Source organism: Pontibacter ramchanderi (assembly GCF_002846395.1).
In the GTDB taxonomy this organism is placed as follows: domain Bacteria; phylum Bacteroidota; class Bacteroidia; order Cytophagales; family Hymenobacteraceae; genus Pontibacter; species Pontibacter ramchanderi.
Genome location: NZ_PJMU01000001.1, coordinates 593648 through 607164, shown reverse-complemented (window position 1 = coordinate 607164; position 13517 = coordinate 593648). Strand labels below are relative to the sequence as shown.

The following is a 13517-nucleotide window of genomic DNA, read 5'->3' as shown; positions in this document are numbered from 1 at the left end:
TACTTAAGTGCCTCTGGTGACTTTACCTTTCAGGTCCCAGTGGCTGCGCACCATTTTTCCAGTTTTGCTGTCACGCACGATCTTGCGGACATACCGCTCTCCTGAAATCGCTCCGTCCTCCAGCCGTTTACCTATAAATAAGGTAATTGGCTCCCCGTTTTCGTTAGTGATGAAGGTGAGGTCTTTGCCATTATAATGCTGGTCAAGCTTACTGTCGGGCGCGTACAATTTCTCTAGCTTCTCGATAAGCTTCGGGCCTAGTGCCATGTTTGAATTTCCGTTTAATGATTGTTTCAGAGATTAGTTAACCGATAGCTGGCCGGTTACTTGCATACACCAGGCTTTCGCATCAGTATGGCGATGAAAAACCTCGAACTCCAGGCTATTAACGGTTAACTCACCAATTTGGCTGAAAACCTTGTGCGTTATTAATTCCTGAAACACGTCAACGGGTGTTACACGTGCAAACCGCTTTAGGGTAGTGTGCGGCAGCCGGCCAGCAGCCAGCGTAGCCAGCGAGCGCTGCATGGACACGTTCAGATGAAATCCTATGGAGTTATCGGCAATCCAGCTTTCCGCTTTATTGTAAATAGCCATGTCAAGCGCCTTGTTGTACGTGTTGAGCAGGGCAGCCTCATCGGGTGGGATTAACCACTTCAGGTATACCTGATTCGAGCTGTGGTTGTAGCTGATCTGACAATAATTGTCTTTATATTGCTTCATTTAGATCTTTAGAGATATAAGTAGCCAGTTAATATATAAGGGTTTCCGGAGGTACTATAGTTCAATAGCTTTACATTAAAGGGATTATTATTTGGATAGTTCAATGATTTATTCGGGTCAGGTAACAGATTAACCCGTGGATCGGTAAAAAATACAAGAACCAGGTAAATTGTTAGAGTTTATGCCATACGTACATGAGAACAGGGAGCAATTGGTGCATACAAGCGACTACCTGGACATTATGGTGAATGCAGAAGATAAGATGCTCCGCTCTAACTGGCAGGGGTGGCTAGACACAACAAAAGGACACACAGGTTGTCTGAAAATAGTGGAAACGGTGAAAGCGTACAGGATCACCAAAATACTAAACGACAACTCGAAAGTGACAGGCCACTCAGGCGATACCAAATGGATGAACAGGGTATGGATACCCAGTTTGCTAGAGGCCGGAGTGGAGTATTTTGCCTGGGTGTATTCTTATGAATTCTTTACCCAACTCGAGATTGACAACACGGTAGACAATAGCACAGGTATAACCATGCGTACTTTTTTGCTACCCGAGGATGCCCGCCAATGGCTGCAGGTTTTCTAACCACGAAATGCGGCTTGCGTATACCTTGGTAACAAACTCACCTATCTTATGCAGCCAAATCAGCACGCAAACCACTTCTTTGTTTACATCATGGGCGATCAGACCCAGCCGCAGTTGAGTATTGGCGTTTCTGAAAACCTGCTCCAGCAAATGGATGGCCATGCCGGGCACTCCACACCAACCAAACTGGTTTATTACGAACACTACGAACTGGAGGAAGTTGCCCGTGTGCGTGAACAGCGCATCAAGTCCGGAGCGCCCGAAGATCACCTACGGCTGGTAGAGTCCATGAACCCGAACTGGCTCGACCTGACCGACACCCTCACCTAAGGTAGTAGTACCTTCATCAGCCATAATTTTAGATTATATTTGTATACAGCCACTGTACCTTGTACCTTGTCAGGTATAGGCTTGCGTCTTATGCGCCTGCCCCCGGAGCCTCACCAATGAAGAAAATACTCAAGCAGCAAAACGAGAACGTACGCATGCAAATGCTGGTACTGCTGGTGGGTTTACTGCTCCTGGGAGCTAAGTTTTTGGCTTTTTACCTCACCAATTCCAATGCCATTCTGACGGATGCACTGGAATCTATCATCAACGTGGTGGCTGGTGGTTTTTCCCTTTACAGCCTGGTGCTGTCCGCCAGACCTAAAGACCTGAACCACCCTTACGGACATGGCAAGATCGAGTTTGTGGCAGCTACCCTCGAGGGCTCGCTGATCCTGGTGGCGGGGGGAGCTATTATTCTGAAATCGTTTTACAACCTCTTTGAGCCGCAGGTCATCTCCCGCCTCGACACCGGTATATACCTGATCGCCATCTCCGGCATTATCAATTATATAGTAGGCTACCTAACGGAGCGTCAGGGTAACAAAGCCAATTCGATGGTGCTGGTGGCCGGGGGCAAGCACCTCAAAACAGATGCCTACTCAACGGCAGGTATACTGAGCGGTCTGCTGCTGCTCTACCTGACCGGTCAGGTATGGCTCGACAGTGCAGTGGCCATTCTATTCGGTGCCTTTATCTGTTACACAGGCTACCGTATTTTGCGGGTGTCGTTGGCAGGCATCATGGACGAAGCCGACTACGAGTTGCTGAAGCGCATCGTAAAGGTCCTCAACGATAACCGCCGCGAAAACTGGATCGATATTCATAACCTCCGCGTCATCAAATACGGCAACACGCTGCACATCGACTGCCATCTGACAGTGCCCTGGTACCTGACGGTGTTGGAAGCGCACGAAGAAGTCGAAGCGGTTGGTGCACTGGTGCGCGAACAGATTGACCCGGACATTGAGCTTTTCATCCATACTGACCCCTGTATTGAGGTGTCTTGCCCTATTTGCACTAAATCAGATTGCCAGGTGCGCCGGGCGCCACTCAGGAAGCGTGTGGAGTGGGACCTGGATAAGGTGATTGCCGATAAAAAGCATGTGATACAAGCTCATGAAGGGGAGTAATAGAAGGCGGCAAAAAGTAGACGCGAATTTTTTAACAAAAAGTTATACCCGCCGGTTAAAATAGCGTAGCCAATAATAAGGCTTGTGGCGTATGATTCGAAAATATACCTTTCTTTTATTCCCATTTTTACTGCTGCTTTGGAGGTGCACGGAGTCCGGAGGAGAGCAGCGAACTGTACTGCAGCAGAGTGCCTATCTCTATGGCGACAGTCCGGACACTTTGGGACTCAGCAAGGCAACTTTTGCAGGAGGCTGTTTCTGGTGTACTGAAGCTTATTTCGAAAGGCTTAAAGGAGTAGACCGTGTGGAGTCTGGCTATACCGGTGGGAGCGAGGAGCGGCCTACCTACAAACAGGTGAGCAATGGCAGAACAAGTCATGCCGAAGCCGTTCGCATTTGGTACAGGCCTAATGTCATTACTTACCGGGAGTTACTCGAAGTGTTTTTCGCCACCCACGATCCCACAACCCTTAACCGGCAGGGCCCGGATGTAGGCAAACAATACCGGTCAGCGATCTACTTTCACGATGAGCAGCAACGAAGCCAGGCCCGTAACTACATGCGCGCGCTGGAAGATGCCGGTACGTTTAGAAACAGGATCGTGACAGAGCTCAAGCCGGCTGGTAAATTCTGGGTAGCAGAAGACTATCATCAGGATTATTACCGCCATAACCCAGACGATCCCTATGTGGTAACGGTTGCCCGGCCAAAGGTGTTGAAGTTCGAAGACGCCTTCCGCAGTAAACTAAAAGAAACTTATTCCAAAAGCCAATAGCATCTCTTTTCCATAAAAATATACCTTCGTATATCTATAAGTGATTGAATCCGTATTAGGACAGAAAATGTCAATTAATCACTACAAACTATGGAATTTATACTCAACTTATTGGTAAGTGCCGGCGTGATTGTGTTGCTGGCCTACGCTATGCCGCAGGTGCATGTTAAAAGCTTTCTGACAGCCCTTTGGGTAGCCTTTCTTATCGGTCTTTTCAATGCCACCATTGGCTGGTTGCTGCGTGGTGTCCTTAATCTGGTTTCTTTCTTTCTGCTCGAAGCCATTGTCAGCCTGATCGTGACGGCTGTCATGATCAAGGTGGTGGACAAGCTGGTGGGCAATTTTAAGGTTGATGGCTGGTGGCCTGCTTTTGCCATTGCCATTGCCACAGCTATCGCGCTGGCTCTGGTAGGCTGGGCTCGTGGTGGCGATGAAGAATATGCCAGGCTGGAATCGAAGCCAAAGCTGGAGCAGTATTTTGCACAAACCGAAATGCTAGATGTTACGACATACCGCATTGCCTAAATACTAGCAACAGGCACAGAAAAGGCAGCCAGATGAATCAACTGGCTGCCTTTTTTTATGTTAAATAATAAAGGACTGCTTAAAACCCCTGCATTATATTGTTTTAACTATATTTATGGAAGAAAACCTCATTCTTTCCTCATATGAAAGCAAACCTGGTTACTGTCTTCTTATTGATCTTTGCTTGCCATTACGGTTATAGCCAACGCATCCACTTTGAACAGGATTCTTTGGAGGCAGTCATAGCGAAAGCCCGGCAATTTCAAAAACCCATTTTTATATTCGTTTCCGGGCCAGAGATACCCAACCATGTTCCGAAGCAGATGCGTGAGCAAATGGCAGGTTCTGGGTTCGACCACGCCGAGGTGACAGAAGCCTATAACACGCAGTTTATTAACTTCAAAGCACCCTACAGATCGGCTGTTGGTAACCGTTTAAGCTTAAAATTTAGTATTCGGGCATTTCCAACATTCCTATACCTGAGCCCCGAGGGTGTGCTGATACACCGCAATCACGGAAACTATTCAAGCCCAAAACGATACCTCGACGATATCAGGTCGTTTGAGGAAAGGCTGAACAGTACGTACAACCTGGACCATTTTGGGCAGGAATACCAGAAGGGGCGGAGGGATGCCGATTTTTTAAGGCAGTACCTGCAGTTGCACAAAGAAATGGGAGTGGAGCCGACAGCAGCATTGCTGGATGCTTATGCCGGCAGCTTATCTGCGGCAGGTATACGCTCGTTTTCAGAGGTAATCTTTATCCATGAATTTGGTCCGCTTGTGGGAGGCGAGGCTTTTAAGTTTGCCCGGCAGGATCAACGTCTGGTGGATAGTCTGTACAAATCCTTACCGCTTGCCAAGAGAGTCGATATCAATAATAAGATCATTATGAATACGATGCGGGAGGCGATTACAACCAATGATAGAAGGATTGCAGAGCAAGGAGCGGGCTTTGCACGCCATACCTGGAGCAATGATAAAGTCCGCGGGCATCGTACTTACTTAAGTAACATGCTAAGTTTCTACAGAGGCACCAGCGACACTGCCAACTACATACCAAGCGCTGTTCAATATTACAACCGGTATTTTATGGCTATCTCGCAGGATTCTGCAGCAACTTTAGTGGCCACAGAAAAGCGTCTGCAGCAGTCCCGAATGGCCTCTGGTGCAGCAATGTCAGAGAAAATGAAGGCAGTTGGGACGCAGCAAGAAACGAGAACAGAGACAAGGTTTGAGGCTGTTGTGAGCTCGTATACCATGGAACTGAACAATGCGGCATATCATATGTACCAAACCGGCACACGGAACAAAGCGGCGTTAAATCAAGCCTTAAACTGGAGCAAACGTACCATTGACCTAGACCCGACAGTTGCCTATTACCATACCTACGCACACTTGCTTTACAGATTGGAAGATTACAAGGGAGTTGAGTCTGCAATGCAGCAAGCCATCAAACTTTCAAAGCAAACCAAATCAGAAACAAGCTGGCTGCAGGAAGCACTACAGAAAATGAAATTGAGAAAATTGTAATCTGTTTGAGGTATAGTTCTTAATTATACCTACTTAACATAAAGTATATTATCAGTGACACTTATTATAGAGTTTAAAGACTCGTATATAATCAGTCTTATAATTTATATTATGTTAAGTAAACTTTAGCTGTATACCTATAATTGCTATAGTCACCAGTTCTTGGCTTTGATACTATACCTGTTTTCCTCTTGCCCATACCCTTTTACAGCTGATCCAAGTAAAATCGAATGAATACATTGATGTATTTGCAGGTATAGGTATAAACAAAAAAAGGAACCCATTGAGGCTCCTTTTTTTGTATGGTTTAGTTAGACTAGTTCTTTAACTTCTTACCAATTCTCTCCGCATCAGCTGTACGCTTCAAACGCGTATAGACACGCTGCAGGTTAGCTAATGTTGCCTGGTCTTCTGGCTGGATCTCAAGCGCTTTCTCGAAGTATGGCAGTGATGCCTCGTAGTGCTTCTGAGCTTGCTTCTCTAATGCCGGACCCTGCTTCTTATAAGTTGCATAGTCCATTTTAGCCGCTTTGTTGTTGTACTCACTGCCTTTGTTGTATTCCAGTACACCCAGGTTAAAGAAACCATCGAAGTTATTTGGATCTACTTCTACTGCTTTTTTGTAGTTGCTGTAAGCAGCATCGATGTTTCCTTTGCGCTCCTGCAAGTTACCACGAACGGCATAAAGGCTTGCATTCTTCGGATCAGCTTCAATGGCTTTGTCAAGCTTAGCCATTGCCTCTTCCGCACGATCGTTTTTCAGGTAATAGCGCAGCTCTTCCTGCATCAGGTATACGCTGTTCGGGTGTTTCTCCAAGCCAGCTGCAATAGAAGCCATTACTTCCTCATCGCTAGCCTCAATTGCCTGCTGCAACTGGATCTTGTTTTTGTAAACATCCTCTGTGGTATGTCCAATACTGATCAACTTATCATAATATTTAACCGCTGAGGCATAATCCTGCTTGGCAGTTGACGCATAAGCAGCGTAAAGCACAGCTGTTGTGTCTGTTGGGTTGATCTGAGAAGCCATGTCATACTTGGCAATAGCGTTATCCCAGTCCTGGCTGTTGTGGAATTCCACCGCCTGGTTCAGCACCTGACCATAAAGGATTTCCATACGCTCTGGCACCATTTTACCAAACTGCCCGCCTTCACCGTCCAGTTCAATTGTCTTTTTGAATGAAGCCAAAGCTGTTTCAGGAGTTTTTTCTGTAGCTAACTTACCATAGATAGGATGTCCGATCAGGTCCTGGTTAATTACGCCATGGTAGAACCATGTTTTGGCCTTGTCTTTTGTTTTCTGGTGCTCAGTAGCCTTGTTAATGTCAGCCAGCGCTTTGTCCAGCGTGCCGTTCTTGTGGTTAAGCACAGCGCTATTCACGGCTGAATTCTGAGCGACAGCAACCTGAACGCTTACGGCTGCCATGGCTGTCATCAGTATTTTTTTCATACTTTTCAGAGATTGGTTTTTGTTTGTTTGATAAACGATTATTAAATAAAATAAAATTCCATTTTCAGATTAAACTTCATCCTCAGCTACTTCCGGATCTATCTGAGTATCAGGTTGCAGTGAGTCCTCCGGCTTCAGTTCTGACTGCTCCATCAAAGCTTCCGTCACTTCTTCTTCGTTCTCCATCTCCACTTTCGCTACCGAAGAAATCTGGTCGCCTTCCGTCAGTTTGATCAGTCGAACGCCTTGTGTGGCTCTACCAATAACGCGTATGTCCGCTACACGGAGTCGGATCGTAATGCCGGAGCGGTTAATGATCATGAGATCATCTGTATCCACTACGCCTTTAATAGCCACCAGCTTACCGGTTTTCTCGGTCACGTTCAGGGTTTTAACGCCTTTGCCGCCACGGTTCGTTATACGGTACTCTTCGAGTAATGAACGCTTGCCAAACCCATTTTCGGACACCACCAGCAGTTCTGTGCTCTCGTTTTCTACACAAACCATACCAACTACCTTATCATCAGGTCCGGCTAGTGTTACGGCGCGCACACCGGCAGCGTTACGTCCCATCGGTCTAACCTGTTGCTCGTTGAAACGAATGGCACGGCCTGACTCCAGTGCAATGATGATCTCACTGTTACCGGTTGTCAGCTGTACGTCCAGCAGTCGGTCTCCTTCGTTGATCGAAATCGCGTTGATACCATTGGTGCGCGGTCTTGAGTAAGCCTCCAGAACGGTCTTCTTGATGGTCCCTTTTTCCGTACAGAACACCAGGTTATGATTCAGCACAAAATCCTGGTTTTTCAGATCGCGCACATTGATAACCGCCCGGATCTTGTCTTCTTTTTCGATGTTGATCAGGTTCTGGATGGCGCGTCCTTTGGTGGTCTTCCCTCCTTCCGGAATCTCGTATACCTTCATCCAGAACACGCGGCCAAACTCCGTGAAGAACAGCATGTGGTGATGTGTGCTGGCAATAAAAAGGTGCTCCGTAAAGTCGCTCTCCTTGGAAGCGGCAACCCCACGTGATCCCACGCCACCACGGCTCTGGCTACGGTACTCGCTCAGCGAAGTACGTTTGATATAGCCTTCGTGCGAAATAGTGATCACCATGTTCTCCTCCGGGATCATGTCTTCGTAAGAGATATCGCCCGTAGAAGCCTCGATACTGGTACGGCGCTCGTCACCGTAGCGCTCCTTTATTTCATTCAGCTCGTCCTTGATGATCTGCATGCGCAGGCCTTCGTCGTTCAGCACAGAAGTCAGGTAATCGATCAGTTTCATGATCTCGGCGTACTCAGCCTGAATCTTATCGCGCTCCAGACCGGTCAGGCGCTGCAGACGCATGTCGAGGATAGCACGTGCCTGAATCTCCGTTAGGGCAAAGCGCTCCATCAAACCATTGCGCGCAATCTCAGGGTCACGCGAAGAGCGGATCAGGTTGATTACTTCGTCCAGGTTATCGAGGGCGATCAGCAAGCCTTCCAGAATGTGGGCACGCTTCCTGGCTTCGTCCAGCTCAAACTGCGTTCTGCGGATAACAACCTCGTGTCTGTGCTCCACAAAGTAATGGATCAGCTCTTTCAGGTTCAGCGTCATTGGGCGGCCTTTTACCAGGGCCACGTTGTTCACGCCAAACGAAGATTGCAGCGCCGTGTATTTGTATAAGTTATTGAGCACTACGTTAGGTATAGCGTCGCGCTTCAAGTCGTACACGATACGTAAACCGTCTCGGTCCGACTCGTCTCGCAGGTCGGCTATACCTTCAATTTTCTTTTCGTTGATCAAGGCAGCGGTTTTCTCAATCAGAGAAGCCTTGTTCACCATGTAAGGAATTTCCGTTACGATGATCTGCTCTTTGCCTGTAGAAGTTGTATCGAAATTGGCACGACCACGCATCAGCACGCGTCCGCGGCCGGTCTCAAAGGCAGCCTTCACGCCATCGTAACCGTAAATAATACCACCTGTTGGGAAGTCAGGAGCCGTTACATAATGCATTAACTCAGCAACAGTGATGTCTCTGTTGTCGATATAAGCGATTGTGCCGTTGATCACCTCTGTGAGGTTGTGCGGCGCCATGTTCGTGGCCATACCCACCGCAATACCGGACGTACCGTTCACGAGCAGGTTCGGAAATTTAGCCGGCATTACAGACGGCTCTTTCAGGGAGTCGTCGAAGTTTGGCACAAAGTCCACCGTGTTTTTCTCCAAGTCGGCCAGCAACTCGTCGGCAATACGCTTGAGACGGGCCTCTGTATAACGCATCGCGGCCGGTGAGTCACCGTCAATAGAGCCGTAGTTACCCTGTCCGTCTACCAGCGGGTAGCGCAGCGACCACTCCTGGGCCATGCGCACCATGGTTTCATACACAGAGGAGTCGCCGTGCGGGTGGTACTTACCCAGCACCTCTCCTACGATACGGGCAGACTTCTTATAGGCTTTGTTATAAGATACCCCCAGTTCGGACATACCGTACAGCACACGGCGGTGTACTGGCTTCAGGCCGTCTCTCACGTCAGGTAAGGCTCTGGAAATGATAACAGACATTGAGTAGTCGATGTATGCGCCACGCATCTCGTCTTCAATGTTGATCGGTATTATTCGTTCGCCTTCGTTCATGTTCAAGGTCTAAATAATAGTTTTGTGTTGGATTGTATACTTAGCAGGCCCAAGCCTGTCACATTCATTAGTTTTTGCGCTGGCTTTTATCGTTCGTGCGCTTGTGCACCTCCCCTGTCTGCTTCGGCAGCTTCTCGCCTATTTTAGGGTTTTGCTTTTTGTAAATGGGCTGCCCACGAAACTCCTGCTCACCATGCAAGTGCTCCATGCGCACTTGGCAGGAAGTGATCGGACACATCGGTTTGCAGGATGAAACAGTCAGGAGCAGCGGAGCAGCGCTGAAGAGTAAAAGCAGTCGGATTTTTGCCATGCATGTCGGGTTATGAAGAGCGTCGGAAACAGGTGTTTCGCTCTTGCAGCCTAATCATACAAAAGTAGTAAATTTTGGATTAATAAACCAGCGTTTCGGGGGATAGTTTAGCCGTTTGAGGAGCCCTGTTTATACCTGTTTTGTGGCTCAGGCAGGGTGAAAACCGTTGATGGTAAAGCCGCCGTCCACTGCCAGGGTCTGGCCTGTAATATAGGCTGCCGCCGGCATGCACAAAAAGGAAACGGCACCCGCCACATCTTCTGGTTTACCGATCGCTCGCATGGGTGTTCTGACCAATACTTCATGCAGGTAAGCTTCGTTCTGAAGCACAGTTTGGGCCAGCGGTGTGCTGATGTACCAGGGAGCCACCGCATTGACGCGTATACCATCTGCTGCCCACTCTGCTGCCAGGTTGCGGGTAAGTTGTACCAGAGCCGCCTTTGTCATGCCATAAATAGCCCCGGTACGGACATGCGTGAGCCCGGCTACCGAAGTCACCTGAATGATATTACCCTGCTCAGAGGCTTTGAGAAGTGGGTAAAAAGCACGGCTCAGCTCGAAGGCGGAGCGCAGGTTCGTGCTCATGACAAAATCGTACTCTTCCGGGGTATAGTCTGTTACTGGTTTGCGTATGTTGGTGCCGACGTTATTGACCAGCATGTCCAGCGCTCCCCAGCGCATCTGCACGGTGTCGAGCAGCTTTTGGCGTCCTTCTGCCGTGCTGACATCGGCCACCATAACATGTAGTCGCTCCGGGAATTTTGCCTGCAGTTGCAGCAGATCTTCCTCCTTGCGGGCCACTGCCAGCACCTCAGCCCCTAATCCGATAAAATCTTCGACTATAGCGGCGCCTATACCTTTGGAACCTCCTGTCACAACGGCTTTCCTGCCGGTGAGCAACCATCTAGCTGATGTCATACGCTTGGGTTTAATCTTTATTTCCGAGAATACGATGCAAATAAGCCTTTAAGTAATTACCATCTATTTTCGGCCTGTTGTTGATCTCTTCGAAGTGAAGGGAACCGTCGTTCTCACGCCAGGCATGGTAAACAAACACATACTGCCCCTTGCCCTCCTGCCAGCCATCGAACTGGCCAAAGCGCAGGTCTTTGATGTAGATACCGGACCCGGATGAAGCTTTCTCTATGGCGTGGTAGCCGTTCGTAATCTGGAGCAGGCGCTCCATTTTCGGACCGCCGCGATAAGCTTCCAGTAAATGCTCTTGCTTGGGTTCAAAGCTATACCTGATTTGCTTATCCTCGTCTAGCAAGGAGTAGAAACCGTTGTAGAAACCGTTCTCGGTTGCTGCCGTTACCGACCAGAACAATGTATTCATCGGCGTGGCCTTCACGATATAGGATTTATAGCCTATACCTTGCGCCTGCAGACTCTCCTCAAACACACGCTTCGCGTAGGCTTGCGCCGCGAACGAGAACAGTAGATATAGCGAGCTGATGATCAGCCCGGCATTGTTCCACCGGCGTCGTTTGGGGTTGCGCCGGTCATAAAACAGCACGGCTATCACACATACCAGAAAAGGGATGGTATAAAGGGGATCAATCACGAAAATGTTATAAAACGCTACCCCGTAATTGGTGAAAGGCCAGAAAAGCTGCGTGCCCCAGGTCGTAAAACTGTCGAGAATGGCATGGGTCGTGAAACCCAGGAAAAAGAGCAGCGTCCAATCCCGAAAGGTGGCGTGTTCGTTTTTGTAGAGTCGCCAAAGTGCCCAGCCAAACAGCGGTGCGGTAATGAGTGCAAAGAGAAACGAGTGCGTGACAGAGCGGTGAAAGCTCAACCTGCCCACCATGTCCAACAGAGGATTTGCCAGCACGTCCAGGTCAGGTATGGTTCCCGCTATGGCACCCCAGAGCAAGGCCTTGTTGCCTAGCTTGCGGCCGGCCACAGCCTCCCCTACGGCGGCTCCTAAAACGATCTGAGTCAGCGAATCCATGCTATACCTTACTTGATAATCGTAGCGCGCTTGAACTCTTTCTCGCGATCGAAGAGGTAGCGGTAAGTAGCGTATGTCTTGTGAATGCGTCCTCCGATCTGCTCCACCACCTTCATCATTTTCGGGTTGAAGTCGCCGATCCAGTTCATTTGCAAATCGTAGTACGGTATGTTGGGATTCCCCTGTACCACTTTGCTGGCTGCTACCACCATGGCGGCCTCTACGCCTTTGCCCTGGCACTCAGGTATGATACCGAACACTATGCCATACATGGTCTTGCAGGAGCCTCTCCAGCGGTGGTAGATGAATTTGATCTTCCCCCACAAATCGAGCTTGCCGTTTACGTGCTTAAAGAGCTGGTTCAACTCAGGTATAGCGATAAAGAAACCAGCCGGCTCCCCTTTGTAGTAGGTAAACCAGATGATCTTCTCGTCCAGGACAGGCTTCAGAGATTTCATAATGCTTTTGGCCTGCGCCTCTCCCATGGCTTTTACGCCTTCGTGCTTTACCCAGCCTTTGTTATAGATAATTCTGAAGTCCTCGGCATACTTGTCCAGGTTGTTTTTGTCGAGATGGCGGAACTCGTAATCCGGGTCTGCCAGCACGCGTTGCGCCTTTTCGTAATATTCCGGCGGAAAAGGATCATTTACGGTGCGGTAGTATACATACTGGTTGAAGTAAAGCTGGAAGCCGTAATTTTCAAACAACTGCTTATAATAGGCGTGGTTGTAGTTCATACAATAGGTAGGCTCGTAGAAGCCGTCTACCAGCAGCCCCCACCACTTGTCACGCTCCCCAAAATTGATCGGGCCGTCCATGGCCTCCATACCCCGCTCCTGCAGCCAGTTACGGCAGGCGTCAAACAGGATATTGGCTGCGGCTTGGTCGTTGATGCAATCAAAGAACCCCATGCCGCCTGTGGGCTGCTCAAACGATCTGGCCGTTTTTTTATTGATAAAAGCGGCTACCCTGCCTATAGTTTCTCCCTCCTCGTCCTTCAGTATCCAACGGATTGCCTCCCCGTCGCGCAGCAGTTTGTTTTTCTTCGGGTCGAACACCTGATGAATGTCCTTGTCAAGCGGGCGGATATAGTTCGGGTCTTTGCGGTAAAGCCTTACCTGCATTTTGATAAACTCTTCCGCCAATTCAGGGGTGTTTACTTCTATGAGTTGCATGCGTTGTGTTCTGTGCTTGGATGATTCCCCAAAATAAGTCATAAAACTTGGAAAACCATATATTGCCCTTGCTACTGCCTCAAAAACACGGGACGGATGTTGCCGCTGTACCGGGGAGGTATAAAACAAAAAAGGCTTCAGATTTCTCTGAAGCCTTTTAAGAGCCCCCAGTCGGAATCGAACCAACGACCTACTGATTACAAGTCAGTTGCTCTACCAGCTGAGCTATGGAGGCGTAAAAAGAACAAATAAAGTTGAGCCCCCTGCCGGGATCGAACCAGCGACCTACTGATTACAAGTCAGTTGCTCTACCAGCTGAGCTAAGGAGGCGATACTTTATTTGTGTTGCCCTATCGTTCTAAAGCGTTGCAAAGGTATAATATAGTTTTTAATATACAA

14 protein-coding genes and 2 tRNA genes are annotated in these 13517 nt (G+C 48.6%); 6 read left to right on the top strand and 10 right to left on the bottom strand.

Annotation, left to right across the window (positions count from 1 at the left end):
• Nucleotides 1–3 precede the first annotated feature (3 nt).
• Together BD749_RS02555 and BD749_RS02550 are read right to left on the bottom strand one after the other, a co-directional pair.
• Nucleotides 4–267, bottom strand: a complete 264-nt coding sequence (locus BD749_RS02555; protein WP_101442801.1) for a hypothetical protein — start codon at nt 265–267, stop codon at nt 4–6.
• A gap of 33 nt (nt 268–300) precedes the next feature.
• Nucleotides 301–723, bottom strand: coding sequence for a hypothetical protein (locus BD749_RS02550; RefSeq protein WP_101442800.1), 423 nt, complete (start codon nt 721–723; stop codon nt 301–303).
• 181 nt (nt 724–904) lie between these two features.
• Here BD749_RS02550 and BD749_RS02545 point away from each other — a divergent pair, with 181 nt between their 5' ends.
• From BD749_RS02545 to BD749_RS02520, 6 genes are all read left to right on the top strand, one after another.
• On the top strand, nt 905–1315 hold the full coding sequence (locus tag BD749_RS02545) for a hypothetical protein (RefSeq protein WP_101442799.1): 411 nt from the start codon (nt 905–907) through the stop codon (nt 1313–1315).
• Nucleotides 1316–1363: 48 nt separating this feature from the next.
• Nucleotides 1364–1645 (top strand): GIY-YIG nuclease family protein, encoded by a 282-nt coding sequence (locus BD749_RS02540; protein ID WP_101442798.1) that lies wholly within the window; start codon nt 1364–1366, stop codon nt 1643–1645.
• Nucleotides 1646–1761: 116 nt separating this feature from the next.
• Nucleotides 1762–2775, top strand: coding sequence for a cation diffusion facilitator family transporter (locus BD749_RS02535; protein ID WP_101442797.1), 1014 nt, complete (start codon nt 1762–1764; stop codon nt 2773–2775).
• Between the two features lie 91 nt (nt 2776–2866).
• Nucleotides 2867–3550: a peptide-methionine (S)-S-oxide reductase MsrA gene (msrA, locus tag BD749_RS02530; protein ID WP_101442796.1), complete on the top strand. Its 684-nt coding sequence runs from the start codon at nt 2867–2869 to the stop codon at nt 3548–3550.
• Between the two features lie 90 nt (nt 3551–3640).
• Entirely contained in the window at nt 3641–4075 is a 435-nt protein-coding gene (locus tag BD749_RS02525; protein WP_101442795.1) for a phage holin family protein, read from the top strand.
• Between the two features lie 143 nt (nt 4076–4218).
• Nucleotides 4219–5607 carry a hypothetical protein gene (locus BD749_RS02520; protein ID WP_101442794.1) on the top strand — a complete coding sequence of 463 codons (1389 nt, stop codon included), beginning with the start codon at nt 4219–4221 and terminating at the stop codon, nt 5605–5607.
• A 316-nt stretch (nt 5608–5923) separates the two neighbouring features.
• Here BD749_RS02520 and BD749_RS02515 read toward each other — a convergent pair whose 3' ends face one another.
• From BD749_RS02515 to BD749_RS02485, 8 genes are all read right to left on the bottom strand, one after another.
• Nucleotides 5924–7057, bottom strand: coding sequence for a tetratricopeptide repeat protein (locus BD749_RS02515; protein ID WP_101442793.1), 1134 nt, complete (start codon nt 7055–7057; stop codon nt 5924–5926).
• Between the two features lie 69 nt (nt 7058–7126).
• A complete protein-coding gene (gyrA, locus tag BD749_RS02510) occupies nt 7127–9679 on the bottom strand; it encodes a DNA gyrase subunit A (protein ID WP_101442792.1) in 2553 nt (850 codons plus the stop codon).
• A gap of 67 nt (nt 9680–9746) precedes the next feature.
• Nucleotides 9747–9989 carry a hypothetical protein gene (locus BD749_RS19190; protein ID WP_143741218.1) on the bottom strand — a complete coding sequence of 81 codons (243 nt, stop codon included), beginning with the start codon at nt 9987–9989 and terminating at the stop codon, nt 9747–9749.
• A 147-nt stretch (nt 9990–10136) separates the two neighbouring features.
• The gene (locus BD749_RS02505; RefSeq protein ID WP_101442791.1) at nt 10137–10907 is read right to left on the bottom strand and encodes an SDR family oxidoreductase; all 771 of its coding nucleotides are present in this window, start codon (nt 10905–10907) and stop codon (nt 10137–10139) included.
• A 10-nt stretch (nt 10908–10917) separates the two neighbouring features.
• Nucleotides 10918–11943 (bottom strand): metal-dependent hydrolase, encoded by a 1026-nt coding sequence (locus BD749_RS02500; RefSeq protein ID WP_101442790.1) that lies wholly within the window; start codon nt 11941–11943, stop codon nt 10918–10920.
• 8 nt (nt 11944–11951) lie between these two features.
• A complete protein-coding gene (locus tag BD749_RS02495) occupies nt 11952–13118 on the bottom strand; it encodes a hypothetical protein (RefSeq protein ID WP_101442789.1) in 1167 nt (388 codons plus the stop codon).
• 162 nt (nt 13119–13280) lie between these two features.
• A tRNA-Thr gene (locus tag BD749_RS02490) sits at nt 13281–13353 on the bottom strand.
• A gap of 22 nt (nt 13354–13375) precedes the next feature.
• A tRNA-Thr gene (locus BD749_RS02485) sits at nt 13376–13448 on the bottom strand.
• Nucleotides 13449–13517 lie beyond the last annotated feature (69 nt).

What these genes read in the sequence shown, in the direction of transcription:
- BD749_RS02555 (WP_101442801.1), bottom strand. Translation starts at nt 267, where the DNA reads ATGGCACTAGGCCCGAAGCTTATCGAGAAGCTAGAGAAATTGTACGCG.
- BD749_RS02550 (WP_101442800.1), bottom strand. Translation starts at nt 723, where the DNA reads ATGAAGCAATATAAAGACAATTATTGTCAGATCAGCTACAACCACAGC.
- BD749_RS02545 (WP_101442799.1), top strand. Translation starts at nt 905, where the DNA reads ATGCCATACGTACATGAGAACAGGGAGCAATTGGTGCATACAAGCGAC.
- BD749_RS02540 (WP_101442798.1), top strand. Translation starts at nt 1,364, where the DNA reads ATGCAGCCAAATCAGCACGCAAACCACTTCTTTGTTTACATCATGGGC.
- BD749_RS02535 (WP_101442797.1), top strand. Translation starts at nt 1,762, where the DNA reads ATGAAGAAAATACTCAAGCAGCAAAACGAGAACGTACGCATGCAAATG.
- msrA (WP_101442796.1), top strand. Translation starts at nt 2,867, where the DNA reads ATGATTCGAAAATATACCTTTCTTTTATTCCCATTTTTACTGCTGCTT.
- BD749_RS02525 (WP_101442795.1), top strand. Translation starts at nt 3,641, where the DNA reads ATGGAATTTATACTCAACTTATTGGTAAGTGCCGGCGTGATTGTGTTG.
- BD749_RS02520 (WP_101442794.1), top strand. Translation starts at nt 4,219, where the DNA reads ATGAAAGCAAACCTGGTTACTGTCTTCTTATTGATCTTTGCTTGCCAT.
- BD749_RS02515 (WP_101442793.1), bottom strand. Translation starts at nt 7,057, where the DNA reads ATGAAAAAAATACTGATGACAGCCATGGCAGCCGTAAGCGTTCAGGTT.
- gyrA (WP_101442792.1), bottom strand. Translation starts at nt 9,679, where the DNA reads ATGAACGAAGGCGAACGAATAATACCGATCAACATTGAAGACGAGATG.
- BD749_RS19190 (WP_143741218.1), bottom strand. Translation starts at nt 9,989, where the DNA reads ATGGCAAAAATCCGACTGCTTTTACTCTTCAGCGCTGCTCCGCTGCTC.
- BD749_RS02505 (WP_101442791.1), bottom strand. Translation starts at nt 10,907, where the DNA reads ATGACATCAGCTAGATGGTTGCTCACCGGCAGGAAAGCCGTTGTGACA.
- BD749_RS02500 (WP_101442790.1), bottom strand. Translation starts at nt 11,943, where the DNA reads ATGGATTCGCTGACTCAGATCGTTTTAGGAGCCGCCGTAGGGGAGGCT.
- BD749_RS02495 (WP_101442789.1), bottom strand. Translation starts at nt 13,118, where the DNA reads ATGCAACTCATAGAAGTAAACACCCCTGAATTGGCGGAAGAGTTTATC.